This is a genomic window from Intrasporangium mesophilum (genome assembly GCF_054783095.1).
Map to the genome: position 1 here is coordinate 438,269 of NZ_BAAGRF010000004.1, position 22,379 is coordinate 460,647.

Annotated in this window: 21 protein-coding genes; 13 read left to right on the forward strand and 8 right to left on the reverse strand. The window is 71.4% G+C overall.

Translation table 11 applies throughout. From position 1 onward, the window contains the following. Positions 1-9 precede the first annotated feature (9 nt). From ACYVLP_RS05415 to ACYVLP_RS05425, 3 genes are all read right to left on the reverse strand, one after another. Complete coding sequence (locus tag ACYVLP_RS05415) at positions 10-1,119, reverse strand: glycosyltransferase family 4 protein (RefSeq protein WP_460626315.1); 1,110 nt, start codon at positions 1,117-1,119, stop codon at positions 10-12. Positions 1,120-1,261: 142 nt separating this feature from the next. Further along, positions 1,262-2,512: a LacI family DNA-binding transcriptional regulator gene (locus tag ACYVLP_RS05420; RefSeq protein ID WP_460626316.1), complete on the reverse strand. Its 1,251-nt coding sequence runs from the start codon at positions 2,510-2,512 to the stop codon at positions 1,262-1,264. A gap of 23 nt (positions 2,513-2,535) precedes the next feature. After that, a complete protein-coding gene (locus ACYVLP_RS05425; RefSeq protein ID WP_460626317.1) occupies positions 2,536-3,759 on the reverse strand; it encodes a hypothetical protein in 1,224 nt (407 codons plus the stop codon). A gap of 172 nt (positions 3,760-3,931) precedes the next feature. Here ACYVLP_RS05425 and ACYVLP_RS05430 point away from each other — a divergent pair, with 172 nt between their 5' ends. From ACYVLP_RS05430 to ACYVLP_RS05440, 3 genes are all read left to right on the forward strand, one after another. Continuing rightward, positions 3,932-4,819 (forward strand): nucleotidyltransferase family protein, encoded by an 888-nt coding sequence (locus ACYVLP_RS05430; protein ID WP_460626318.1) that lies wholly within the window; start codon positions 3,932-3,934, stop codon positions 4,817-4,819. Then, positions 4,812-5,180 carry a hypothetical protein gene (locus tag ACYVLP_RS05435; RefSeq protein ID WP_460626319.1) on the forward strand — a complete coding sequence of 123 codons (369 nt, stop codon included), beginning with the start codon at positions 4,812-4,814 and terminating at the stop codon, positions 5,178-5,180. The genes ACYVLP_RS05430 and ACYVLP_RS05435 overlap by 8 nt, the downstream gene beginning before the upstream one ends. Before the next feature lie 180 nt (positions 5,181-5,360). Continuing rightward, positions 5,361-6,887: a sugar transferase gene (locus tag ACYVLP_RS05440; RefSeq protein WP_460626320.1), complete on the forward strand. Its 1,527-nt coding sequence runs from the start codon at positions 5,361-5,363 to the stop codon at positions 6,885-6,887. Between the two features lie 294 nt (positions 6,888-7,181). Here ACYVLP_RS05440 and ACYVLP_RS05445 read toward each other — a convergent pair whose 3' ends face one another. Beyond that, on the reverse strand, positions 7,182-7,355 hold the full coding sequence (locus tag ACYVLP_RS05445) for a hypothetical protein (RefSeq protein ID WP_460626321.1): 174 nt from the start codon (positions 7,353-7,355) through the stop codon (positions 7,182-7,184). Here ACYVLP_RS05445 and ACYVLP_RS05450 point away from each other — a divergent pair. Beyond that, positions 7,342-8,286 carry a hypothetical protein gene (locus ACYVLP_RS05450; RefSeq protein WP_460626322.1) on the forward strand — a complete coding sequence of 315 codons (945 nt, stop codon included), beginning with the start codon at positions 7,342-7,344 and terminating at the stop codon, positions 8,284-8,286. The two genes, ACYVLP_RS05445 and ACYVLP_RS05450, sit on opposite strands and share 14 nt — an antisense overlap. Positions 8,287-8,733: 447 nt before the next feature. Here the strand turns inward: ACYVLP_RS05450 and ACYVLP_RS05455 are convergent, their stop codons facing one another. After that, positions 8,734-9,729 (reverse strand): glycosyltransferase family 2 protein, encoded by a 996-nt coding sequence (locus ACYVLP_RS05455; protein ID WP_460626323.1) that lies wholly within the window; start codon positions 9,727-9,729, stop codon positions 8,734-8,736. A 321-nt stretch (positions 9,730-10,050) separates the two neighbouring features. Here ACYVLP_RS05455 and ACYVLP_RS05460 point away from each other — a divergent pair, with 321 nt between their 5' ends. From ACYVLP_RS05460 to ACYVLP_RS05480, 5 genes are all read left to right on the forward strand, one after another. Then, on the forward strand, positions 10,051-10,230 hold the full coding sequence (locus ACYVLP_RS05460) for a hypothetical protein (RefSeq protein ID WP_452268379.1): 180 nt from the start codon (positions 10,051-10,053) through the stop codon (positions 10,228-10,230). Positions 10,231-10,320: 90 nt separating this feature from the next. Next, positions 10,321-10,638, forward strand: a complete 318-nt coding sequence (locus tag ACYVLP_RS05465; RefSeq protein ID WP_452268380.1) for an ArsR/SmtB family transcription factor — start codon at positions 10,321-10,323, stop codon at positions 10,636-10,638. Next, the gene (locus ACYVLP_RS05470; protein WP_460626324.1) at positions 10,635-11,630 is read left to right on the forward strand and encodes a TIGR03086 family metal-binding protein; all 996 of its coding nucleotides are present in this window, start codon (positions 10,635-10,637) and stop codon (positions 11,628-11,630) included. Before ACYVLP_RS05465 ends, ACYVLP_RS05470 begins: the two co-directional genes overlap by 4 nt. Positions 11,631-11,785: 155 nt before the next feature. Then, positions 11,786-12,094 (forward strand): hypothetical protein, encoded by a 309-nt coding sequence (locus ACYVLP_RS05475; RefSeq protein WP_460626325.1) that lies wholly within the window; start codon positions 11,786-11,788, stop codon positions 12,092-12,094. A 235-nt stretch (positions 12,095-12,329) separates the two neighbouring features. Beyond that, positions 12,330-13,724, forward strand: a complete 1,395-nt coding sequence (locus tag ACYVLP_RS05480; protein WP_460626326.1) for an FAD-binding oxidoreductase — start codon at positions 12,330-12,332, stop codon at positions 13,722-13,724. Between the two features lie 32 nt (positions 13,725-13,756). Here the strand turns inward: ACYVLP_RS05480 and ACYVLP_RS05485 are convergent, their stop codons facing one another. After that, entirely contained in the window at positions 13,757-15,151 is a 1,395-nt protein-coding gene (locus tag ACYVLP_RS05485; protein WP_460626327.1) for an adenylate/guanylate cyclase domain-containing protein, read from the reverse strand. 2 nt (positions 15,152-15,153) lie between these two features. Then, positions 15,154-16,890, reverse strand: a complete 1,737-nt coding sequence (locus tag ACYVLP_RS05490; protein ID WP_460626328.1) for an NAD(P)/FAD-dependent oxidoreductase — start codon at positions 16,888-16,890, stop codon at positions 15,154-15,156. A 145-nt stretch (positions 16,891-17,035) separates the two neighbouring features. Here ACYVLP_RS05490 and ACYVLP_RS05495 point away from each other — a divergent pair, with 145 nt between their 5' ends. The 4 genes from ACYVLP_RS05495 to ACYVLP_RS05510 all read left to right on the forward strand — a co-directional run bounded on the left by ACYVLP_RS05495 (position 17,036) and on the right by ACYVLP_RS05510 (position 21,617). Next, complete coding sequence (locus ACYVLP_RS05495) at positions 17,036-18,256, forward strand: cysteine desulfurase-like protein (RefSeq protein ID WP_460626329.1); 1,221 nt, start codon at positions 17,036-17,038, stop codon at positions 18,254-18,256. A gap of 27 nt (positions 18,257-18,283) precedes the next feature. Then, a complete protein-coding gene (locus tag ACYVLP_RS05500; protein WP_460626330.1) occupies positions 18,284-19,222 on the forward strand; it encodes a 2-dehydropantoate 2-reductase in 939 nt (312 codons plus the stop codon). A gap of 51 nt (positions 19,223-19,273) precedes the next feature. Continuing rightward, a complete protein-coding gene (locus ACYVLP_RS05505) occupies positions 19,274-19,981 on the forward strand; it encodes a M50 family metallopeptidase (protein WP_460626331.1) in 708 nt (235 codons plus the stop codon). 100 nt (positions 19,982-20,081) lie between these two features. Continuing rightward, positions 20,082-21,617, forward strand: coding sequence for a hypothetical protein (locus ACYVLP_RS05510; RefSeq protein ID WP_460626332.1), 1,536 nt, complete (start codon positions 20,082-20,084; stop codon positions 21,615-21,617). On the opposite strand, the gene ACYVLP_RS05515 is transcribed toward ACYVLP_RS05510, so the two are convergent. Continuing rightward, on the reverse strand, positions 21,610-22,260 hold the full coding sequence (locus ACYVLP_RS05515; protein ID WP_460626333.1) for an LON peptidase substrate-binding domain-containing protein: 651 nt from the start codon (positions 22,258-22,260) through the stop codon (positions 21,610-21,612). The genes ACYVLP_RS05510 and ACYVLP_RS05515 overlap by 8 nt on opposite strands. Positions 22,261-22,379 lie beyond the last annotated feature (119 nt).

Below are 22,379 nucleotides of genomic sequence, written 5' to 3' on the forward strand. Positions count from 1 at the left end.
GTGCTTCCGCTAGGCAGGCACGGCCTGCTGCCGCAGTCGCGCTCGGGACGGCATACCCAGCTCGCGCAGGACGGTCGCCACACGGTCCACGCCCGCGTCGGGTGAGTAGCGCGCCGCCCATCGCTCGAACCGCTGCTCCGTGGCAGTGCTCAAGCGTCCTTCCTGGACGCCTGCGAGCACGGAGGCGAGGCTCGTCGCATCACCGGCCGGGACGACAAGCGAGCGATCTCCCACCACCTCCGGCAGGGCACCGGCGTCGCTGACGACCACAGGGACTCGCGCCGCCATCGCCTCGGCCGCGACAAGCCCGAAGGACTCCTTGACCAGCGACGGGACCACGAGCACGTCGACCCTGCTGAGGAAATCGCCCGGATCGACCCAGCCCAGCCGCTCGACGAGGTGAGCGACCGGCACGAGCGAACGCTCGACGGCGTCGCGCTCGACGGCGTCGACGAACCGCGGCGCGCCGCCGAGCACGAGGCGGAACCGTCCAGGGGCACGCCGATCGAGGAGCGACATCGCCTCCGCCAGGACCTGCACGCCCTTGTCGAGGGACAGCCGACCGAGGAAGCCCACCTTGAGCTGCTCGGACGGCGGTCGCACTCCACGAGTGGCGGCGATGGGGCCCGTCCAGTTGGGCAGGACCCTCGCGCCTGGCACCGAGCCGAGCATCGACTCCGATGGCACGAGCGTGTCGAGAGCACCCCAGCGAGCAGCGGCGGTGGCCAGTCGGCGGACGGTGCTGCCTGGCTCCTGGTGCAGGTGGACGATCCGGCCCGGGTGGCCACTCGTGGCCACCGCGGGCACGAGGCCGTTGCACCACAGGACGCCCTGTCGCTCGCGTCGGTCCCACCGCCGCAGCGCGCGCATCCACGCGCGCCGGCCCGATGCGGGCAGCCGCACCGTGCGCAGGCCCTTCGCCTCCGCGGCGCGAGCCACGTCGTCCGGGCCGGTCGGCGCCACGACGGTCACATCGACCGCGAGCCGATCGAGCGCGTCAGCGATCTGGAGCAGCATGACCTCGCCGCCGCCGATGTCGCCGTTGTTCGTCGCGAGGGTCACCTTGGGTGCCTGGGTCCGGGGCCGGACGCCACGATGGATGGCTGGGTCGGCGTGCATGCCGTGCCTCCTGCTGGCTTGATCACACGTGTGACAGCATTCGTCACACGTGTGGGTAGACGCAGGACTGGGCCGGTTGTGACGCGAGTGGGACTGCGATCAGTCCGTCGTTGGCCGCCGGCGTGGCGGCGGGAGGGCGGACTCAGGCCCGGTCGTCCTCGGAGTCGAGCTCGCGGGGACCCTTGCGCCGCCGCTGAACCCGCTCGGCAACGGCATCGAAGGACTCGGTCCGCGCCGGATGGCCCGTCGCGTCCTCCAGGGTGCCGACCGCATCGGTGTGCGTCGCACCGGCACCTGAGCCGACACGGCGGGCCGCGCCCGCCGCCGTCCTGCGAGTATGCCGACGAGTCGGGGCCCGGCCGGCGGTCCCGGTGGCATCCGGCACGCGCATCGCGCTCGCCGCTGCATCGTCGTCGAGCTCGGTGCCTGGGAGGAGGACATAGTCGGGCCGCGGCATGGCGACGGACCGGCCCGCGACGATGTCGACCGCAGCGGCGACGATCTGGCGACCGAGCGTGGCCGGGTCGTAGCCGACCATGCTGTACGGCAGGGCGGCCGCGCCGGGCGAGGGCCTGGGGCCGACGGCCACCAGCGCCGGCTGGGGAGCCACGCCCGCCTCCATCACAGCGAGCCGGATCGCGCACGAGAGCTGTTCGTCGAGGGCGAAGATGCCGGCACGCCCCTCCCGGCCCGACCGCGACCGCGTCCAATCACGCAGGGCCGCCCCGTCGGGTGTGGCTGCAACGACCCGGACGGGCCGAGGCGAAACGGCCTCACGGAAGGCGTCGACGAGGCCCAGCTCCGGACCTGGCAGCCGGTCTGTTCGAGTCACGACCACCACCTCGTCGGCTCCCAGAGTGGTCAGGCGTTCAGCCGCGAGTCGCGCGACGAGTCGGGGGCGGTAGTCGACGCCATGGGCGCCCCAACCGTCCTCGGCACCGAGGCGGACCACCGCCTTGACCCCGGCAGTGAGCAGAATCTGGATCGCATCCTTCGGCAGCGAGTCTGCCGTCGCGATGAGGACCTCGGGGCGAAGCCGTGCCCAGGCCCGCGCGGCGCCTGTCCCACTGGTCGACCGCGAGCCGTGGATGAGCACCTGCCGGCCGTGCAGGTCGGCGCCCTCGATCACCCCGCCGAGGAACGCGTCGGATGTCGGGTCGAAGGGAACGGACGACAGGGGGAGCAGGATCGTCTTCGATGCGCCGGCGCGGAGCTGGCTCGCCGCGGCGTTGGGCGCGTAGCCGAGCTCCGCGGCGGCGTCCAGGACGCGTTGCTTCGTCGCCGCAGTGATGCGGCTCGTCTGGGGGTCGTTGAGCACGATGGACACCGTCGACCGGTCCACGCCGGCCAGACGCGCCACGTCGTGGCTCGTCGGCGAGCTCCGCTGCCCCATCGCGCCCCTTTCCGGTCCGGACTCTATGGCATCACGACCGCGACCGGCTCGACGCGGAGGAGGACGTTGCTGGCGACGGCTTCACGCACGAACTCGCCCACGAGGTCGCCGGCGTCCGGGTGTGGCCCGTGAGCCCGCACGGCCGCCGCGACCAGCTCTTCGAGAGTCGCGGCCTCCCTTGCCGCGAGCCAGACGGACGCTCCGAGCCCCGTGAGACGGACCGGCTGCGGCCCGAGGAGGAGCAGCACCTCCCCGTTGACCTCGACAGCGTCCGACCATGGTGCCCGGACGAAGCGGTCCGCAGCATCGGCCTCGGTGAAGGTGGGGGACGCACCGTGCGTGGTCGGACGCCACGCAGTGTCGTCGGTGGGCGGGTGCGTGAGGTATTCCGGAGGGATCCGTCGCTCGTCGTCCTCCCCGTCACTGGTGTCCAGAAGGCCGGCGACGACGTCGCGGCACGAGGCGATCTCGGAGTAGCCGAGCTCGAACGGTCCGCCACCGCGGACGGCCGCTTGGGCGAGGCGCTCGAGCGGCCGGTCGAGCAGCCAGATCGACGAGGACTGCTGCACGAGGTCGAGCAGCGCGTCGACCAGCCCGGGTCGGCGCAGCGTCGGCGCCGACACGGCGGCATCCCGGCGGAGCAGGAGCACGGCTGCGAGACCGGGGCGACGTGCCGGGGTCGGTGCAAGTCCCAGCTCGTCGGGAGCCCACTCGTCCTTGTCGCCGGGTCGGTCGCCGGCCACGACAGAGATCGGCTTCGGGTAGGAGCTGAGCCGTAGGTCGGGCTCGATGACGACAAGCTCGTCGGAGAGGTAGCCGAAATGCCTCCCGAGCGTGCGCGCAGCCGTGGACTTCCCGGTCCCCGACGGCGCCGCGAGCACGACAGCCCGATCGCCATCGGCCGAGGCCACACCAGCGGCGTGCAGCAGCACCGCCGAGCCGGCACGACGCAGGATGGTCAGCCGAGTCAGCGCGCGGGAGAACGCATAGGGAAAGGCGGCGCGGTCGGTGGGGGCCACGATGCGCTCCATCCCGGGCGGGACGGCATACGCCCAGTCGCCTGGCACCACCTGGACCACCGGCTCGTCGCCGACCGGGACGACGCAGGAGCGGCACCAGAGGTGGACGACCATGCCGGCCAGCGCGGACCCCGTCTCGTCGCCGTAGGCGGACAGGTCGACCAGCCAGCGAAGGCCGGCGACGTCCAGCGCGACCGCGGTCGTGCCAGGACTCAGGTGGGTTGACATGTACGGGGCTCCATGAGGGGCGGCGCGGGCGAAACGGGATCCGCAAAGGCTGAGACGCAGCCAAGCGGCGCCTACACTGTGTTTGCGGCTCTTCACACGAGTGACTGCTCATGGAGATGCTACGCCCTCGCGATCGCAGCCGACCCGATATCGACCCGAGAACAGGCCCGTCATGAGCTCGACTCCAGTCCCCCTGTGGGCCACGGTTCGGCTGACGCACGCCCAGCTCCAGGCCGTCGCCGACGAGGTGGGCGTCGACCTGATCCATCTCAAAGGCCCGGCGCAGAGCGAGGAACTCGGGCTGGCGCCGCGCGACTCCACCGACGCCGACGTGCTGGTGCGGCCGGCTCATCTGGAGCGCTTCCTGGCCGGTCTGACACGACACGGCTGGAGCCTCTACACCGGTTTCGCGGAGGGATCCAGCTTCGAGCACGCGGCCAACTACCGCCACCCCGTCTGGACCTTCGCCGACGTGCACCGCCGCCTTCCCGGTCCGACCCGGGGGGCCGACGAGGTGTTCCAGCGGCTGTGGGCTGACCGGCAGCCATTGCTGATCGCGGCGCGTCGGTGCTGGGTCCCCGATCTGACGGGCCAGGTGCTCGTGCTCACCCTCCACGCTGCGCGGTCACACGGTCGCGAGGTGCCGGCGGCCTGGGCGGCCTCGCCGGCTGTGCGCCAACGGGCAGTGCGGGTCCTGGCCCGCGATCTCGGAGCAGAGGTCGCGCTCGCTGCCGCCGTCGGTGAGCTCGAGCGGTTCGCCGGCAACCCCGAGCACGATCTGTGGCAGTGGTGGTCTGGCACGACGACCGCGGACGAACGGCTCGCCGAATGGGCGGCGCGATGGAGGTCAGCCCGCTCCCTCCGGGAGCGCGGGACGGTCCTGCGCCGGATCGTCGTCGTCAACCGCACCCATCTCGAGCTTCGGCTCGGACACGCGCCCAGCAGCCGCGAGCTGGCCGCTGCGTATGCCGTCCGCACCCGCAGCGGTGCGCGTGCCCTGTTCAGCCGCTTGGTCGTCCGCCGCGCCGGCCGTCTGCCTCGAGGAGATGGCGATGCCTGAGCGGTACCGGTGCGCGCCCGACGTCGCCTGGGTCGACGGCTCCGAGGTCGGTGACCAGCTGGCGGTGGCCTGGCTGACGCTCGTTCCGGACGGTTCGCCGGTGGCGCTCGAAGGGTCGGCCTGGCTGGTGTGGGTCGCCCTCACCGAGTCGGCGCAGAGCTCTACCGCCCAGGACATCGTCGAGCGAGTCCAGCGGCTGCGTGGCACGGGCGAGACGACCGACGGCTCGGGCGGCTCGGGCGGCTCGGGCGGCTCGGACGGCTCGGACGGCTCGGGCGTCGTGACCCACGCGGTCGGTGCCGAGGACCTAGTGGCCTTCCTGGACCAGCTGGCCGGGGCCGGCCTCGTCGAGCGCCGGTAGCTCCGGCTGTCCCGGCTGCTCGCCTCGCGTGAATGCACGCCCGCGTCATTTGCAGACCGGCCGTGCGTCTCATTCACACGTGTGAGTCATCGCGGTCTCCCAGGTGACATCGGCTGGTGCGAGCGGCCACACAGTCCGTTCAGGCGCCCTCGGGGGAGGGCCGGTCACGAGAGCAGTGAGATGACGATCGACACGGGACGGGCGGGACCGAGCGCGGCGGGGGCCGCCGAGCAGGCCTCGGCAGGCACGGTCCCGCCCCATCCCGGGAACCCCGAGTGGCGGACCCGGCTCACGCGCCGCATCCGGTTCACGGACTCCCTCGTGGTGGGCGGGGCCGTCTTCGCCGTGCAGCTGGGCTGGCTCGGCTCGTTCGGCGCCCCGGTCTCGATGCGCGAGGACAGCCACATCCGGGGGCTCTCGTACACGCTCGTGTCGGTGGTGCTTGCGCTGACGTGGCTCTGGACCCTGGGACTCGCCGAGTCGCGCGGCGACCGGGTCGTCGGCGCCGGCTCGACGGAGTACCGCAAGGTTGTCGACGCGAGCTTCCGCGTCTTCGGCGGGGTCGCCATCATCGCCTTCCTGCTCCATGTCGACGTCGCGCGCGGCTACCTGCTCAGCTCGTTGCCCCTGGGCCTCGCGCTCCTGCTCTCGTCCCGTTGGATGTGGCGCCGGTGGCTCGTCCGGCAACGCCGAGCTGGGCGCTACAGCGCCCGCGTCGTCCTCGTGGGGTCCGCACGCTCGGTCGCGCAGATCGCGAGCGAGCTGGGCCGGGCTCCCGAGTCGGGCTATGTCGTCGTGGCCGCCTGCCTCACCTCAAATACCCGCGAACGTCGCGTGCCGGGGACGGCGATCCCGGTGCTCGGCACCGTGGACGACGTCGACGTGGTCATGGCCGTCAGCGGCGCCGATACGGTGGCCGTCACGAGTACCGACGAGCTGCCACCGCTGAAGGTCAAGCAGATCTCCTGGGCGCTCGAGTCCGGGCAGCAGCACCTCGTCCTCGCCCCGAGCATCGTCGACATCGCCGGTCCCCGGATCCACACGCGTCCGGTGGCCGGGCTGCCACTGATCCACGTCGAGACACCGCGCATGACCTATGGCCAGCGTTTCGCCAAGCGGACCACCGACATCGTCTGCAGCGCGGTCGGCCTCCTCGCGATCAGCCCGCTGCTGCTCACGCTCGCCGTCCTCGTCAGGCGGTCGGGGCCGGGACCGATCCTCTTCCGGCAGACCCGGGTCGGCCTCGACGGCGAGACCTTCCAGATGCTCAAGTTCCGGTCCATGGTCGACAAGGCCGAGGACCTGCTGCCCTCGCTGCTCGATGTCGAGCGCGACTCGGGCAACGTCGTCCTCTTCAAGATGAGGGACGACCCTCGGGTCACTGGGATCGGACGGGTCATGCGCCGCTTCAGCCTCGACGAGCTGCCGCAGCTGCTCAACGTCCTTGCGGGCACCATGTCCCTCGTCGGGCCTCGTCCACCGCTGCAGTCCGAGGTAGACACCTACGACGACCACGTCCACCGGCGTTTCCTCGTCAAGCCCGGCATGACCGGGCTGTGGCAGGTCAGTGGACGATCGTCCCTTTCGTGGGACGAGTCCGTGCGCCTGGACCTGTCCTACGTCGAGAACTACTCCCTCGTCGGCGACCTGCTCATCCTGGGCCGGACCGTCAGGGCCGTCGCCGCCCCGGGCGAGACCGCCCACTGACCGACGGCTGCGCGTCAGGACCCGCACCGCGGTGACGCCGTCCACGGACGAAGACGGTGGCGCGTCCAGCGACATCCTCGCCGGGTTCCCACGTCATCCCCACCGACAGGTGGCTTGGTGGCTCGTGCGGGCGGACTGCTCGAGCCGAGCCACGGGTGAACGCTGCTGACGACGTCATGCCCGGCCCAGGCCGGTCCCCGAGGGTCGCAGCCATCGATGTGGAGGACTCATGCGCGACCAGTCGTCGCACGGACCAGCCAACGGACCGGACCATGGAACAGGAGGACCGAGGGGTTACAAGCTCGGGCCCGCGAAGATCTCACGACGCACGGTCGCAGCAGGTGTGGCCTGGACGGTGCCCGCATTGGTCATGGCACCGGCCGCCCAGGCGGCCACCTGCAGCGGCGTGCCCACGCAGAAGAGCATCTCGGGAAGCGGCGCGAGCCGCGGGGTCTTGACGTTCGACATTCCCGCCGGGGTGCACTGCGTCACCTACACGATCTCCGGCGGCGGGGGGCGAGGAGCGGACTCGAGCGCCAATGGCGGCTCAGGGTCCAGCTTCTCCGGTAGCTTCAATCTCTACGGATGCAGCGGCGCTCAGACCATCACGCTCATCGCGGCTGGTGGAGGGACAAGCACGAGCGGCGGGGCTGGCTTTGGCAACGGCGGCAACCCCATGATCAGCACCGTTCCGCCGGGGTACACGACCGTCCAGTCCAGGCGCGGCGGGGCCGGCGGAGGCGGGAGCGCGATCCTGCTGGGCGGCGTGACCGGGTCGCCCATTGTCGTAGCCGGAGGAGGCGGCGGCTCCGGCGCAATGGTCTGGGCCAGTGACGGGTCTGACTCCTGGACATCCTCAGGAGGGCAGGGCGGGACTGCTCCGGGCGGCGCTGGCACGAACAGACTGTTGACGAACAACTTCAACAGCAACTACTGGGTCAGAGCATCGGGCGGCGGCGGCGCTGTCGGCGCGAGCGGGGGCGCCGGCGGGGGCTCCGGCCAGAACGTCCCCTCCTTCGGCGGCCAGCAGCACTACTGGGTGACCGGCAACGCTGGCACCAACGCATACCCCGGCAACGGCGGAGATGCCGTCGGCGGGACTGCGGATGGCATCTGGATCGACAGCACCTCCCGATCGTGGTACCTCTCGGTTGCCGGTGGTGCCGGTGGCGGTGGCTACGCCGGCGGCGGTGCCGGTGGAGCGAACATCATCGACACGATCATCAACGGCAACTACGAAATCGCCGGGGCGGGCGGCCCAGGCGGGGCGGGTAGCGACTACTACGGTGGGGCGGGCTGCGTCGTCGCCTCGCACGGCACCGTGACCAGCGCGGGCAACGGTGGCCTTCCGGGCAACAACGGAGGCCCGGGCATGGTCACGCTCACCTACTTCATCTGACGTCCTGACCTGGACACGACCATGAGGGGCTCCGCCGACCATCGGCGGAGCCCCTCAGACGTGTTGTCGGTGTGCTCCGGAAGATCTTCCAGGCGAGCCGGGAGTCCGACTAGTCTCCGTCCCCATCAGAGCTCGAGCCTGACGCCGACGTCGCGGACCTCGCAGACATGGTCGACGGGCCTGACTTGCCCAGAGGCCCTGGGTTGCTCTTGTCACCCTGGTTGTCGGCGCTCAGCGCCGGTGCCAGCGTTCGCATACGTTCCTCCTGTAGCTATGGGACCACCGTTGCCATTGTGGGAGACGCGCGAGCGGCCCAACTGTGACACGAGCTTGCGCATACGCGTCGGGAGAACCTTCCGGGGCCAAAGTCGGGGAGCTTGTCACGCACGGGGTGCACAGAGAACTCCCCGGACCTGGCCGTCATCCACCCCCGAGCGACGCGAACCACTACCGCGCTCGCTCGGTGGCGATCTCGAGTCGCTTCTGCGAGCGGAACCCGTCGGCGTCGTCGTGACCGTGGCGGTAGCCGGCGCGGCCGGCGGCCTCGACGGCGAGCGCGATGAGCCTGCCCCGCATCCGGCTCGGAACCCAATCCGGGGCTCGATCCAGGAGCGCGCCGAGCCGTCCGAAGCCACTCGGTGTTCTCACCAGCTCGCCCACCGCCGCGGTGGCGGCATGCCAAGCGCCCGCACGCTTGCCGTCCGGAGACCCCTCCCCCGAGCCGGACTCCGGGTGCACGGCCTCGAACAGTCGACGACTCGACCCCGAGACGAACGCTCTCGATGCCCGCGCCCGGGCACTCGTTGCTGGGCCTCGGTGACCGATCTCGAGGGCCGGGTCGATGACGATGGACACGCCGGACTGGTGCAGCCGCAGACCCAGGTCGCCGTCCTCCCGGTAGCGGAACCGGGTGTCGAAGCCGCCGACGCGCTCCCACGACTCTCGGGTCAGCGAGTTGTGCGCCGCCCAGTGCATCCAGCGCCGGTCGGGATCGCGCGCGTATGCCGCTGCGAGGTGGCGTTCGTTGGCCGGACGTCCGTAGCTCGACGCGTAGGGCGTGTCGTCGAAGAGGTCCCGCGTGAGCCCGATGACACCCACCGGGCTCGTGGTGGACTCATGCCATGCGACGTGGCGGCGCACCATGTCCGAGGCCGGCGACAGGTCGTCGTCGCAGCGGATGAGGACGTGCCCGCGGGCAGCGGCATACCCGGCGTTGAGGGTGGCGCACAGTCCCCGCGGGGCGACGGAGACGACCGTGCGCAACGGGAGGCGAGCGGCATACTCCTCGAGCAGCTCGGGGGTCTCGTCGTGGACCCCGTCGAGTGCGACGACGACCTCCCAGGAGTCGGCAAAGTCCTGCTCCGACAGGGCATCGAGCAAGGCCGGGAGGCGGTGGGCGCCGCTGTAGGTCGGGACGACGACGGAAGCGGTCGCCTCGCTCATCGGGGGTGGGGACAGGCTCGGCAGGACTCGACCCGCGCGCCCCGCACGCGGGCCGCGCGGGCCCGCCCTGTGCCGTCGCCCGTCGCCCTCAGACCGCTCGAGCGGCCCATGCACCGGAGCCCTCCGCGGTGCAGGCAGCGACAGCCTGCACGGTCTCCGGACCGGCCCCCGGTGCCGGGTGTCCCCTCGCCCATGGGACTCCTCTCTGCGACGTACCTGCAGAGAAAGACGCACCAGCTCGACAGGTGTGACGGCGCGGCGGTGGTCACGGTGCGACGATGCAGTTCTGGGCACAGCACGAACCACAGGAGGCGAACCGGCATGAGCAGCTCGAGGGCCGCCGCGGGCGGCGGAGCGCTTTACTCCCTCGGCATCTTCGGGGCGTGGGTCTACTTCTGGCAGCAGGCCGACGGATTCTGGGAGTACGTCCTCGCGATCATCCAGGGCCTGTTCTGGCCCGCGTGGATGGTCTACCACGTGTTCGCGGTGCTCCGCGCGTGAGCGGCTAGCGACGCCTCGGCGCCTGGGGCGCCGTCCTGCCGCGCTCGAGTCCCTTGCGACGATGCGTTAGTCACCACTAACGTGTTTCGGGTGGTCGACGCCCTGTCCGCTGCCGCCGAGCCGAACCGCCGGAGGATCCTGCAGATGCTCGCGTCGCAGCCACGCACCGTGAGCGAGATCGCCGCGGAGTTCACCTCGACCCGGTCGGCCATCTCGCAGCACCTGCTGCTGCTGGCCTCGGTCGGCCTGGTCGAGGCGGACAAGGTCGGCCGGACGCGCGTCTACCACGTCGTGCCGGCCGGGCTCCGCCGCCTCCAGGCTGAGATCGACCGGTTCTGGACCACCGAGCTCGACCGACTCGTCGGCGACGCCCATTCCCTCAATGCCCGAAAGGCTGCTGCACCATGAACGACCACCCAGAGACATTGACCAAGACCGTGCTGCTGCCGGTCACCCCCGACGAGGCGTTCGCCCTGGTCACCGAGCCCGAGCGGCTGCGTCGCTGGCACGCCATCTCCGCGCGCGTCGACCTGCGTGTCGGTGGCGACTATCGGTGGACGATCGTCCCGGGGCACACCGCGGTGGGGACCTTCCAGGAGATCGAGCCGGGCCGGCGAGTCGTCTTCGGCTGGGGTTGGGAGGGCCAGGAGGGCTTCGACGCGGACACGTCCACAGTGACCGTCACGCTCACGCCGGTGGAGGGCGGCACCGAGCTCACCCTGACTCACACCGGATTCCTCAACGCGGACCAGGCCGCCTCGCACGGCGACGGCTGGACGCACTACCTCGGCAGGCTCGAGACGGTGGCCGCCGGTGCCGTCGATGCCGGGGCCGACGAGTGGGCTGCGAGGCCGGACGGCTTCGACGAGCTGTCGGCTGCGGAGGCATCGCTGGCCGTCCTGCAGTCTGTAGCCCGCCGCCTCACCACCGAAGACCAGCAGAAGCAGACCCCGTGTGCGGAGTACACCTGCCATGACGTCGCGGAGCACCTCTTCGGGTCACTGACGCAGCTCGGTGGGATGGCCGGGGGCACCGTGACGACGCCGGCCTCCGGCTCCCTCGAGGCCAAGCTCGCGGTCATGGGCATGGAGGCGATCGACGCCTGGAAGGCCCGTGGGACCGACGGCACGGTCGAGTACGGCGAGGGCGAGATGCCTGCGGCCTTCTTCGCGGCCGTCCTGAACGTCGAGCTGCTCCTGCACGCGTGGGACCTCGCCCAGGGCGCAGGCACGCCGATCGTCGCCTCCGACGAGCTCGTCGCCTACGTCACCACACTCGCCGAGCAGGTCGTGCCCGGAGGTAGGGGAACCGCCTTCGGCGACGAGGTCTTCCCCGCCGCAGACGCGAACGCGCTCGACCGCCTCGCCGCCTTCGCCGGCCGGACCACGGCCGCGGCCTGACGGCGCGTCACGACCGTCCCGGCCCACCGGCATACGGGACGGACGGTCAACGGGCCCATGGGCCCACCACAGACGGTCCCTCGGACATCGAGGGGCCACCGGGGGGATCACCAAGCCGGCACCGAGGCGCCGGCGACAGCACATGAGGAGATGCCATGGCCAAGTACATGGTCTTTTACAACACGACCGCCGCGATGCGTGAGCAGATGAACCAGATCCCGCCGGAGCAGGCAGGCGCGGGCATGCAGGAGTGGATGACCTGGGGCGAGCGAGTCGGCGGCAACCTCGTCGACATGGGCTCGCCGCTGGAGAACGAGGGTGAGGCGGACGTGCAGGTGTCCGGCTACTCCGTGATCGACGCGGACTCGGCCGAGCAGCTGGCCGGGTTCCTGGACGGGCACCCGCACACGGCGGCGGGCGGGACGATCTCGACGCAGAAGTTCATGGAGATCCCCGGCATGTGAGGCGCACTGCTCGGCCACCCCGAGTCGAGTGGTCGTTTCGCTACAGCCCAGCGCGTGTCGGAACGACCACTCGACCGGATCGGGCCGAGATGTAGGCGTCCGGCCGGCCACTCCTGAGGCTGTCACATTCGCGTGGCCATCCGTGTCGAATCGTGCGTGGGCCGTTCGACGGGCAGGTGAAGGGCTCGCAAAAGCCCTTGACCTCATGCCCACTAGAGATTTCAGGATGGACGACATGCCCTCGACAACTCACACCTCGTTGGCCGCCGACGCACTACGCGGTGCAGTCCGCGGCACTGTCATCGGCCCGGACGACGCGTCCTGGTCCGACACCACCTCGATCTTCTACTCCTACGCCGGCTCCACCCCGCGCCTCGTCGTGCGTCCCTGCGACGCAGCCGATGTCGCAGCAGCGATCGGTGTCGCGCGCGACCTCGGACTCGAGGTCGCCGTGCGCAGCGGCGGACACAGCGTCGCCGGCCACAGCTCGGTCGCGGACGGCCTCGTCATCGACTTGCGTGACCTCGACTCGCTCGAGATCGACGCCGACGCGCGCCTGGCGACGGTCGGCGCGGGCGTCACCGCCGGCCGCTACACGGCAGAGGCCGGAAAGCACGGCCTCGCAACGGGATTCGGCGACACCGGTTCTGTCGGCATCGGCGGCATCACGACCGGGGGCGGCGTCGGCTTCCTCAGCCGCAAGCATGGCCTCACCGTCGACAACCTGGTCGCTGCACAGGTGGTGACCGCCGACGGCACCGTGCACGACGTCGACGACGGTCACGAGCCCGATCTCTTCTGGGCTATCCGTGGCGGCGGCGGGAACGTCGGCATCGTCACGCGGTTCACGTTCCGTCTCCACGAGGTGCGGCAGATCGTCGGTGGGATGCTTCTGCTGCCGGCCACGGCCGAGAACGTCGCCGAGTTCATGCGGCTGGCCGTCGAGGCTCCGGACGACCTGGGCGTGATCGCCGCGGTCATGCCTGCGCCGCCGATGCCGTTCATCCCGCAGGAGGCGCGCGGCCAGGTCATCATCCTCGCGCAGCTGGCGTATGCCGGACCCACCGAGGATGCCGACCACGTGCTGGCGCCGTTCCGAGCAGTCGCGGCCCCGATCGCCGACCTGCTCGCTCCGATGCCGTATGCCGGCCTGTTCCCACCGGACGAGGGGGGCTTCCGCCCGATCGCGACCTCGGTGACCGGCTTCGCCGGCAGCATCGACACCGACCTCGCGCAGACCGTGATCGACACCCTCTGCGCGGCGACCTCTCGACCCGGGCTTGCGATGGCCGCCGTCCAGCTGCGTCCGCTGGGCGGCGCGATCTCCCGGGTGCCGGCGGACGCCACCGCCTATGCGCACCGCGAACAGCCGATCATGTTCAACGTCGCCGCCATGGTCGGGGACGTCGCCGACCTCGAAACGCAGCACGACTGGGTGACTGAGCTGGCGTCGACGATCGCCGACGGCACGCCGGGCGCCTACGTCGGCTTCTCCGTCGCTGACGACCCCGAGCAGGTGCGCGCGATCTACCCCGGTGCGACCTATGACCGCCTGGCCGCCGTGAAGCGCACGTACGACCCGGACAACGTCTTCCACCGCAACCACAACGTGCCTCCCGCCGCCGGCTGAGAAGTGGCAGCGGCATACGAGCGTGCTTGGGGCTAGGGCGTGTCGAGCGAGGTGAGCACGAACGCCTCGATCGGCTCGTCCTTGCCTTTGAGCTCGAGCGGGCCGAGCGGCTCGGTCCTCGCTCCCGGGAGCAGCGCGAGCGTGTCGGCCGTGACCGCTACCCCTCCGACGGGGGCCTGCCCCTCGATCCGGGAGGCCACGTTGACGGCATCGCCGATGACCGTGCTCGTCCGGCCGCCCTCGCTGCCGAGCACGCTGACGAGCACCTCGCCGCTGTTGATCCCGACGCGGAACCGGGGCCAGCCCGGGTGCTCCGCGGCGATCCGGCCGGTCTCGGCCTGAAGGTCGAGCCCGGCCTTCGCCGCCCGCAGCGCATGGTCCGGCTGGTCGCCGAGCCGGTTGAAGGTGGCCATGAGCGCGTCGCCGATGATGCGGTCGATCGTGCCGCCATGGCGCTTGACCACCGCCGGGATGGCGACGGTGAAGAACGCGTTGAGCATCGCCGTGACCTCTGCGGGCTCGTGCGCCTCGGAGAAGCTGGTGAACCCATGGAGGTCGGCGAAGAGGACAGACATGTCGCGGTAACCCGCGAGGGTGTCGGCCGTGTAGATGTCGGCGTAGCGCTCCTCGTGCCACGACCTCTGGGCGCCCCAGGCGACGAGGACGAACGCAGCCAGCATGAGCAGGTGCCACTCCCACCAGGAGTAGAACCAGTTCGGCGCCACCGTGATCGCGACCATCGCCTCGGCGAGCAGGACGAAGGCGGAAGCCATCGCCGCCGCAAGCACACCTCCGCGGCGCACCCACAGGCGCACGTAGGCGACGGCCGAGATGGCGAACAGCACGACCGCGAGCACCGCCGAAGCCAGCATCGGCCACGACGTGTGGTCGAGCCCCGCCCCCGCGAAGGGACCGAGGCGCAGCAGTGACGCAACGCCCCACAGGACCATGAGCAGGATCAGCGCGACGCGAAGCGACCTGGCGCGCCGCATCTCCGCGGCGGCGTTCGACGCGTCGACCTCACGGATGGAGGCGACGGCGAAGAGCGAGCCGATCGCGATCCCGACCGGGGTCGAGATGTTGAAGCCGGCGGCTGCAGCCGGGAGCAGCATGTGCGGCGTCGCCAGGGCGTGCAGCCCGAGGAACCCTGCCGACGACAGGAACGCCAGCGACACATACATGACGCGCACGTCGCCGCGACGCACGGCCGCCGTGCCGGTGCCGTATGCCGTGATCGCGCTGAGCAGGGCCGCCAGGAACACGATCCAGAAGTGGGTCGTGTCGTGCTGGAACTTCTGGTCGTAGTGCGAGCCGAACCGGAGCAGAGCCAGGCCCCCCAGAGGGATCGCGAGGACGACCGCGCCGACGAGCAGCTGTGTGCGAGAACGGGTCCCGGGCTGCGAGGTCGGCGCGGTCTGCTGCGACATGACTACCTCCGGGGAGTCGGCGCGAGCGCGAGGTACTGGTGCACCTCGGACACGACGACGGAGCCCTCGCCCACAGCGGAGGCCACGCGCTTGACCGACCCGGCGCGGACGTCGCCCACGGCGAACAGCCCGGGCACGGACGTCTCATGCGCTGTCGCAGGCCGGTCCAGCGGCCAGGTCGTGACGGCTCGCATGTCCTCGCCGGTGAGCACGAAGCCCCACCGGTCCCGCGCGACCTCGTCCGGCAGCCAGTCGGTGTGCGGCTCCGCGCCGATCATGACGAACAGCCCGTCGGTCGGGAGGGACCGCTGCTCGCCGGTCGTGCGGTCCGCGACGACGACGTCCTTGAGCCAGCCGTCGCCCCCGCCGCCCACGACCTCGGCGTTGGGCACGACGGTGATCGTCGGGGCGGCGTCGATCTCGTCGATGAGGTACTGCGACATGCTCGAGGAGAGGTCGGGGGTGCGGATCACGATCGCGACGTCCGCGGCATAGCGGTGCAGGTGCAGTGCCGCCTGGCCCGCCGAGTTGCCGCCTCCGATGATGACGGCGTGCGCGCCCGTGAGCCCGTGGGCCTCTGACACGTTGGCGCCGTAGTAGACGCCCGAGCCGGTGAGCGCCTCGAGGCTCGCCACTCCCAGGCGCCGGTAGGCCACACCGGTGGACAGCACGACGGCGCGCGCACGCACCTGACCCACGTCGGACACGGTCGCGAGGAAGCCGCCGCCGTCCGCCTCCGGCACCAGCTCGGTGACGCGGCGCGTCAGCACGAAGCGGGCACCGAAGACCCAGGCCTGCTGGAACCCGCGCTGTGCGAGCTCGGCCCCGCTGAGCCCGCGGGAGAAGCCGAGGTAGTTGCGGATCAGCGAGCTCGTGCCCGCCTGCCCACCGAGCGCCTGCTCCTCGACGATGAGGACGGACAGACCCTCGGACGACGCATAGACCGCGGACGCCAGACCGGCCGGGCCGGCGCCCACGATGAGCAGGTCGACCTCACGTATGCCGTCATGCGGGTTCGGTGGGCCGTCGAAACCGCTCAGGTCGGTGCGGATGCCCCAGGCCTCGCAGATCTCCGCGTCGGTCGGGTCGACCAGCACGCGGCCGCCGATCGCCGCCAGCCACAGGATGAGCGGGCCGTCCGCGTCCTCGGGGCGGTCGGCTCCGATGGAGGTCAGCACCTCGGTCGCAGCCGCCGTCCCGCGGTCGAGGTAGGCGTGCGGGATCCCGTTGCGCGCCAGCAGGCTTCGCACGGAGTGGCCACGCGGGTCACGGACGGCGCCGACCACGACGACCTCGCGCGCGGCGCTGGCAACGGTCCGGGACCACGCCTGGACGAACTCGGAGACCGTGCGGCAGAAGAGCTCGTCGGGGGACGTCCACGGCTTGAGGACGTAGTAGTCGATATCGCCCAGCGACATCGCGCGCAGGATCGCGTCGGCGGTCTCCCGTTCGGCCCAGGATCCCCAGGGCACGAGCAGCGCCCGGCCGGCATCCGGGTGGAGCGACCGCACCGAGCGGAGCAGATCGGCTCCGCCGACACCGGGCAGCCACGGGTCGGCGAGGACGAGCGCCACCGGGTCTCCGCGCTCGGCGGCCACCTCGAGCTGGCCCATGGCGGCGGCGCTGTCGGACTCACTTCTGACCCGGAAGTCGGCGCCGAACCGGCGGGCCAGCTCGCCCTCGGTCCGGGCAAGGCTGTCCAGGTCGGGGTCCACAACGAGCAGCAGAGGTCGGGTCACGGCAGGCTCCGTCGGCGAGCAGGGATAGTGGGTTGGCGACCACCCCACGCCAAGAACGTACGCCGGGCAGGGCCGGTCTCGCTGCGGAATCGAGATCGTCGCGCCGCCCCCTCGGGGCTCGCTCGCGTCGGCGAGGATGGGGCGCATGGCTTACGACGTCGAGCGAATCCGATCGCACTTTCCCGCGCTGGCCGAGGGCGCCGCGCACTTCGACGGCCCCGGCGGCTCGCAGACGCCGGATGTCGTCGGCGAGGCGGTCGCGGCGACCCTGACGTCGGCGATCGCCAACCGCGGCACGGTGACGCCCGCCGAGCGGCGCGCCGAGTCGGTCGTCGCCGAGGCCCGCGCCGCGATGGCCGACCTCCTCGCCCTCGACCCCGCGGGCATCGTCTTCGGGCGCTCGGCGACCGAGCTGACCTTCCACCTGTCCCGCACGATCTCGGGAAGCTGGAGGCCCGGAGACGAGGTCGTGGTCTCACGGCTCGACCACGACGCGAACGTCCGCCCATGGGTGATCGCCGCGGAGTCTGCCGGGGCAACCGTCCGCTGGGCCGAGTTCGACCCGGCCACAGGCGAGCTCACGCCTGACGACATCGAGCGAGTCGTCTCCGACCGCACCCGGCTCGTGGCGGTGACCGCGGCGTCGAACCTCATCGGCACCCGTCCAGACCTGCCGGCGATCGCCGAGGTCGCTCACCGGGCGGGTGCCCTGCTCTACGTCGACGGCGTGCACGCCACGGCACACGTGTCGAGCGACGTCCCGGCGAGCGGGGCCGACTTCTGGGTCTGCTCGCCCTACAAGTTCCTCGGCCCTCATCTCGGCGTGCTCGGAGCCGCGCCCGACCTGCTCGGTTCCCTCCGGCCGGCCAAGCTCGTGCCGTCGACCGACGACGTGCCAGAACGCTTCGAGCTCGGCACGCTGCCCTACGAGCTGCTCGCGGGCACGACCGCCGCGGTCGACTTCCTCGCCGACCTGGTCCCGGCAGACGGGTCGCGCCGAGACCGGCTCGTCGCGTCGTTCGCGGCGCTCGAGGACCACGAGGACGGGCTCCTCGCCACGCTGGAACCGCGGCTGCGCGCGATCCCAGGGCTGACGGCATACAGCAACGCGAAGCGTCGGACGCCCACGCTGCTCGTCAACGTCGCGGGCAGGGACGCCCAGGAGCTTCGGGTCGGCCTTGCCGAGCGTGGCGTCAACGCGCCGGCGGGCAGCTTCTACGCATGGGAGTGCAGCCACCACCTCGGTCTCGGGGCGGCCGGCGGCCTGAGGGTGGGGCTTGCGCCGTACACGAACGCCGACGACATCGATCGTCTCGCCCGAGGTCTCGAGGAGATCTGCGATACGGCGCCCGGCGCGCGACGATAGACCCAGGACCTACGGGAGGAGCGACAGATGCGGATTGCGGTCATCGGCGCCGGTGGGATCGGCGGCTACTTCGGCGGGCGGCTCGCGGCGTCCGGCCACGACGTGACGTTCGTGGCCCGTGGTGACCACCTGAGAGCCCTTCGGGAGAACGGCCTTCGGGTAGCAAGCGTCGCCGGCGACTTCACGGTCGCCCCCGCGTCGGTCACCGACGACGCAGCGTCCATCGGCCCTGTCGACGTCGTGCTGGTCGCGGTCAAGACGTGGCAGCTCGACCCGGTGCTCGCCGCCCTCCCGTCGCTGGTGGGCAGCGGCACGGCCGTGGTGACCACGCAGAACGGTGTCGAGGCTCCGGGGCATGTGGCGGCAGTCGTCGGGCAGCGTGCGGTGCTGCCCGGCATCGCCAAGATCTTCGCGTTCATCGAGGAGGCGGGCGTGATCCGGCACGCGGGCGGGCCGGCATCCTTGGCCTTCGCGGAGTGGGACAACACCTCGTCCGAGCGGGTCCGACTGCTCCGTGAGGCCATCACCGACGCAGGCGCCGTGGCTCCCGTGCCGGAGGACATCTGGGCCGAGCTGTGGTCCAAGATGCTCTTCGTCGTGCCTTTCGGGGGCCTGGGCGCGGCCCTCGACGCGACGGTCGGCGAGCTGCGGAGCAGGCCGTCCTGGCGTGCTCTGCTCGAGGACGCGATGGGCGAGGTGGAGGCGCTGGCCAAGGCTCGTGGTGTGCGGCTACCGGCATCGGTCGTGAGCGGGACGATGGCCTTCGTCGATGACCAGCCAGACGGAGCGACGACATCTCTGCAGCGCGATGTGCTCGCGGACAAGCCGTCCGAGCTCGACGCGTGGACCGGCGCCGTCGTGCGGCTCGCCGCCGAGTCGGGAGTTCCGGTGCCCGTCCACCGGCTGCTGCTGGAGATCCTCATCCGACAGCACCCCGAGGCACTGCCGGGGCGCAGCGACACCTGAGGCGGACCGGCGGCCCCACCGCACATGAACGTCGGCTAGGTTCTGCTGTCCGTGGAGTGGTTCGAGGCGGTTCGTGACCGGTCGGTGCCGGCGGCCGGCGAGGTGGCGCTGACGACGCCAAGTCTCGTCGTGGTCCTGGCGATCGCGTGCGCCCTCGTCGTCGTCGGGCCGATCTGGAAGGTCGTGCGGCTCGCCGTCACCCTCGTCCATGAGCTCGGCCATGCCGTGGTCGGGGTGCTTGTCGGTCGGCAGTTCACCGGGTTCGTCCTGCGCGGCGACATGTCGGGGCACGCCGTCACGCGGGGCCCGGTGCGCGGCGCCGGACGGGTCGCGTCGACCTGGGCCGGCTACCCCGTCCCCGCGCTCCTCGGCGCCACCATGGTCTGGGCTGCGGTCCGCGGCTGGGCGGCCCCGGTGCTCACGGTGGTGCTCGCGGTGCTGCTCTTCGCGCTGATCCGGGTGCGGTCGATGCTGACCGTCGTCGTCATGGTGGTGGCGATCGCCGGCGCCGGGGCTCTGTGGTGGTGGCGCGACGACGTCCTGCAGGCACAGGTCCTCGTCGGTCTCGGTGTCGTGCTCGTGGTCGGTGCCTGGCGGCACCTGTCGGCCGTGCTGCGCGACCGCACGAGCGGCAGCGACCCCGGCGTCCTCGCGGGGCTCACCCCGCTGCCCAAGCTCTTCTGGAACCTGACCTTCGTGGTCGTGTGCGCGGCGTCGACGTGGCTCGTCGGCACCGAGGTGTGGGCGACGCTGCGCTGATCCGTTCGCCCCGTATGCCGTATGCCGCCAACCCGATCGAGCGAATGTTCACCTCGGGCGGGTGACGACACCCCTGGTGGCGCACCGCGACGCTGAGCGCATGTCCGAGCAAGGGTCCACGCCGGCGCCCGAGGCGAAGGAGCCCGCGCCGGAGCCGATCGACGCGGCCCCCGCGGCCGCAGCACCCGCGGCCACTGCACCCGCTGCCGCTGCAACGCCGACGGCCACGCCTGTCGCCGACTCCACGCCCGATGCCGAGCCAGCGGCGCCCGTGGCCGCGCCTCCCGCACCGCCTGACGAGACGGCGACCCAGCCGGTGCCCGTGGCGGCGCCGGCCGCGCCCACCCCGCCTGCACCGGTTGCTGTGGCGCCGCATCCCAGCCGGTGGCGGGCCGCCGCCGCGGCGGTGCTGATCGTGCTCGGCATCATCCTGGTGCCGCTCACGGCCGTCTCCTGGTGGGTGCGCGGCACGGTGACCGACACCGACAAGTGGGTCGCCGCCGTGGGTCCTCTCGCCTCGGATCCCAAGGTGCAGGCGGCCGTCACCGACCAGGTGACGGACCGGGTCATGGCCCGGATCCAGAGCCTGAACCTGTCCCAGCAGGCCACTGACGCGCTCGTCGCCCGGGGCATCCCGCCACAGATAGCCTCGGCCCTGAGCCTCATCGCCTCACCGATCCAGGACCGCACGCAGGCGCTCGTCCACCGGGTCGTCGGTGACGTGGTCGCGAGCGAGGCTTTCGCGCAGGTGTGGACCGGTGCGAACGAGACCGTGCACGCGCAGCTGATCAAGCTGCTGAACGGCGACCCCGGCGCGCTGACCCAGGCCGACAACGGCCAGCTCATGCTCAACCTGTCTGCCATCTCCGGACCACTGCGCACCGCGCTGGTCAACGCGGGAGTGCCGTTCGCCGACAAGATCCCCGACATCAACACCCAGGTCGTGGTCGGGGACGGCACACGGATCACGCAGGCCAAAGACGTCTACCGCCTGGTCAAGGGCATCCCGGTGCTCCTGCTGATCCTGACCATCCTTCTCCTGGCAGCCGGAATCTTCTTCTCGCACAGGCGAATGCGAGCCACGCTCTTCACCTTGGCCGGCATCGTCGTCGCCGTCCTCATCACCCTCGCGGCCGTGAAGGTCGGGCGGGAGTATGCCATCGACAACCTCCGGGCGGACGTGCGCGATGCCGCACAGTCCATGATCGAGATCGTCACCGACCGGCTCCGAACGGTCCTGCGGGTCGTCGGGTGGGTCGCCCTCATCGCCCTCGCCGTCGCCCTCGTCTCGGGCAACGGCCCCCGCGCCACGGCACTGCGGCGCTCGGTCCGGAGTTCCAGCGAGAGCATCTGGAACAAGGCGATGGCCTGGCAGCACACGTTCGTCGTCGCCGTCGCCGTGACCGTCGTCGCCATCATCGTCCTGTTCGTCACCGACCTTCCGACCTTCTGGAACCTGTTGCTGGTCCTGATCGCCGTCGGCGCAGGGGTGACGGCGTGGTTCAGCTCGCGGCCGGACGAGGCGGCCGACGACACGGCCTCCCCGGGCCCACCGGGTGTATCAGGAGCATCGGGAGCATCGGGGGCGTCGGGAGCATCGGGGGCACCCGAGGTCCCGGCGGCGCCGGCTAGTTGAGGTTCATCGGCGGCGGCAGCTGCGTCCCCACCGCGCCGAGCGCTGACGCGATCTCGAGCTCGCGTCGGACCAGCGCAAGGCCGAGCCGGAGCCGCGACTCCGTGTCGGCGCTCTCGAGGAGGCGCTGGCGGTCGGCCACGCCGAGGCTCACCGCCAGCGGGACGGCATACGACAGGGCCCGGTCGCTCTCGGGAAGGTCGAGCTCGTCTCCGGTGGCGGCGGCGAAGCCGGTGAGCTCCTCGCGCAGTCGTGCCGCCAGGCCGAAGACGCGCTCGTCGTCGCCGTCCGGCTCATCCAGCCAGGTCACCTCGCCGGTGGTGTACGGCGTGCCGGCATGCGGGTCGATGGCATCGAGGTGGAACCTCACGGTGCCGTGCGACACGATGAGGAAGCGCTCGTCCTCGAGCACGGCTGCCTGCGTCAGCAGCGCACCGCAGCCGACCGGGTGCAGCGCTTTGACCCCGTCCTCTCCGACCTCGTAGCCCTCGCGGATCGCGATCACTCCGAATACTGGCGAGCGCGACTCCTGCCCGTCGAGCAGGTCGTGGAGCAGGGCCACATAGCGTGTCTCGAAGATCTGCAGCGGCAGCCGCGCGCCCGGCATCAGCACGGTCGCGAGCGGGAACAGCGGCAGAGTCGCCACCCCTCCAGCGTAAGCGGGTTCGGCGCGCGTCACGCCGGGACCGACGAGCGGAGCGAGCGCCAGCGAGCCCATGTCATGGTCGGCCGCCGCCGGAGCCGGTGCTCCGACGACGGCCGACC

What these genes read in the sequence shown, in the direction of transcription:
- ACYVLP_RS05415 (WP_460626315.1), bottom strand. Translation starts at nt 1,119, where the DNA reads ATGCACGCCGACCCAGCCATCCATCGTGGCGTCCGGCCCCGGACCCAG.
- ACYVLP_RS05420 (WP_460626316.1), bottom strand. Translation starts at nt 2,512, where the DNA reads ATGGGGCAGCGGAGCTCGCCGACGAGCCACGACGTGGCGCGTCTGGCC.
- ACYVLP_RS05425 (WP_460626317.1), bottom strand. Translation starts at nt 3,759, where the DNA reads ATGTCAACCCACCTGAGTCCTGGCACGACCGCGGTCGCGCTGGACGTC.
- ACYVLP_RS05430 (WP_460626318.1), top strand. Translation starts at nt 3,932, where the DNA reads ATGAGCTCGACTCCAGTCCCCCTGTGGGCCACGGTTCGGCTGACGCAC.
- ACYVLP_RS05435 (WP_460626319.1), top strand. Translation starts at nt 4,812, where the DNA reads ATGCCTGAGCGGTACCGGTGCGCGCCCGACGTCGCCTGGGTCGACGGC.
- ACYVLP_RS05440 (WP_460626320.1), top strand. Translation starts at nt 5,361, where the DNA reads ATGACGATCGACACGGGACGGGCGGGACCGAGCGCGGCGGGGGCCGCC.
- ACYVLP_RS05445 (WP_460626321.1), bottom strand. Translation starts at nt 7,355, where the DNA reads ATGTCGAACGTCAAGACCCCGCGGCTCGCGCCGCTTCCCGAGATGCTC.
- ACYVLP_RS05455 (WP_460626323.1), bottom strand. Translation starts at nt 9,729, where the DNA reads ATGAGCGAGGCGACCGCTTCCGTCGTCGTCCCGACCTACAGCGGCGCC.
- ACYVLP_RS05460 (WP_452268379.1), top strand. Translation starts at nt 10,051, where the DNA reads ATGAGCAGCTCGAGGGCCGCCGCGGGCGGCGGAGCGCTTTACTCCCTC.
- ACYVLP_RS05470 (WP_460626324.1), top strand. Translation starts at nt 10,635, where the DNA reads ATGAACGACCACCCAGAGACATTGACCAAGACCGTGCTGCTGCCGGTC.
- ACYVLP_RS05475 (WP_460626325.1), top strand. Translation starts at nt 11,786, where the DNA reads ATGGCCAAGTACATGGTCTTTTACAACACGACCGCCGCGATGCGTGAG.
- ACYVLP_RS05480 (WP_460626326.1), top strand. Translation starts at nt 12,330, where the DNA reads ATGCCCTCGACAACTCACACCTCGTTGGCCGCCGACGCACTACGCGGT.
- ACYVLP_RS05485 (WP_460626327.1), bottom strand. Translation starts at nt 15,151, where the DNA reads ATGTCGCAGCAGACCGCGCCGACCTCGCAGCCCGGGACCCGTTCTCGC.
- ACYVLP_RS05495 (WP_460626329.1), top strand. Translation starts at nt 17,036, where the DNA reads ATGGCTTACGACGTCGAGCGAATCCGATCGCACTTTCCCGCGCTGGCC.
- ACYVLP_RS05500 (WP_460626330.1), top strand. Translation starts at nt 18,284, where the DNA reads ATGCGGATTGCGGTCATCGGCGCCGGTGGGATCGGCGGCTACTTCGGC.
- ACYVLP_RS05510 (WP_460626332.1), top strand. Translation starts at nt 20,082, where the DNA reads ATGTCCGAGCAAGGGTCCACGCCGGCGCCCGAGGCGAAGGAGCCCGCG.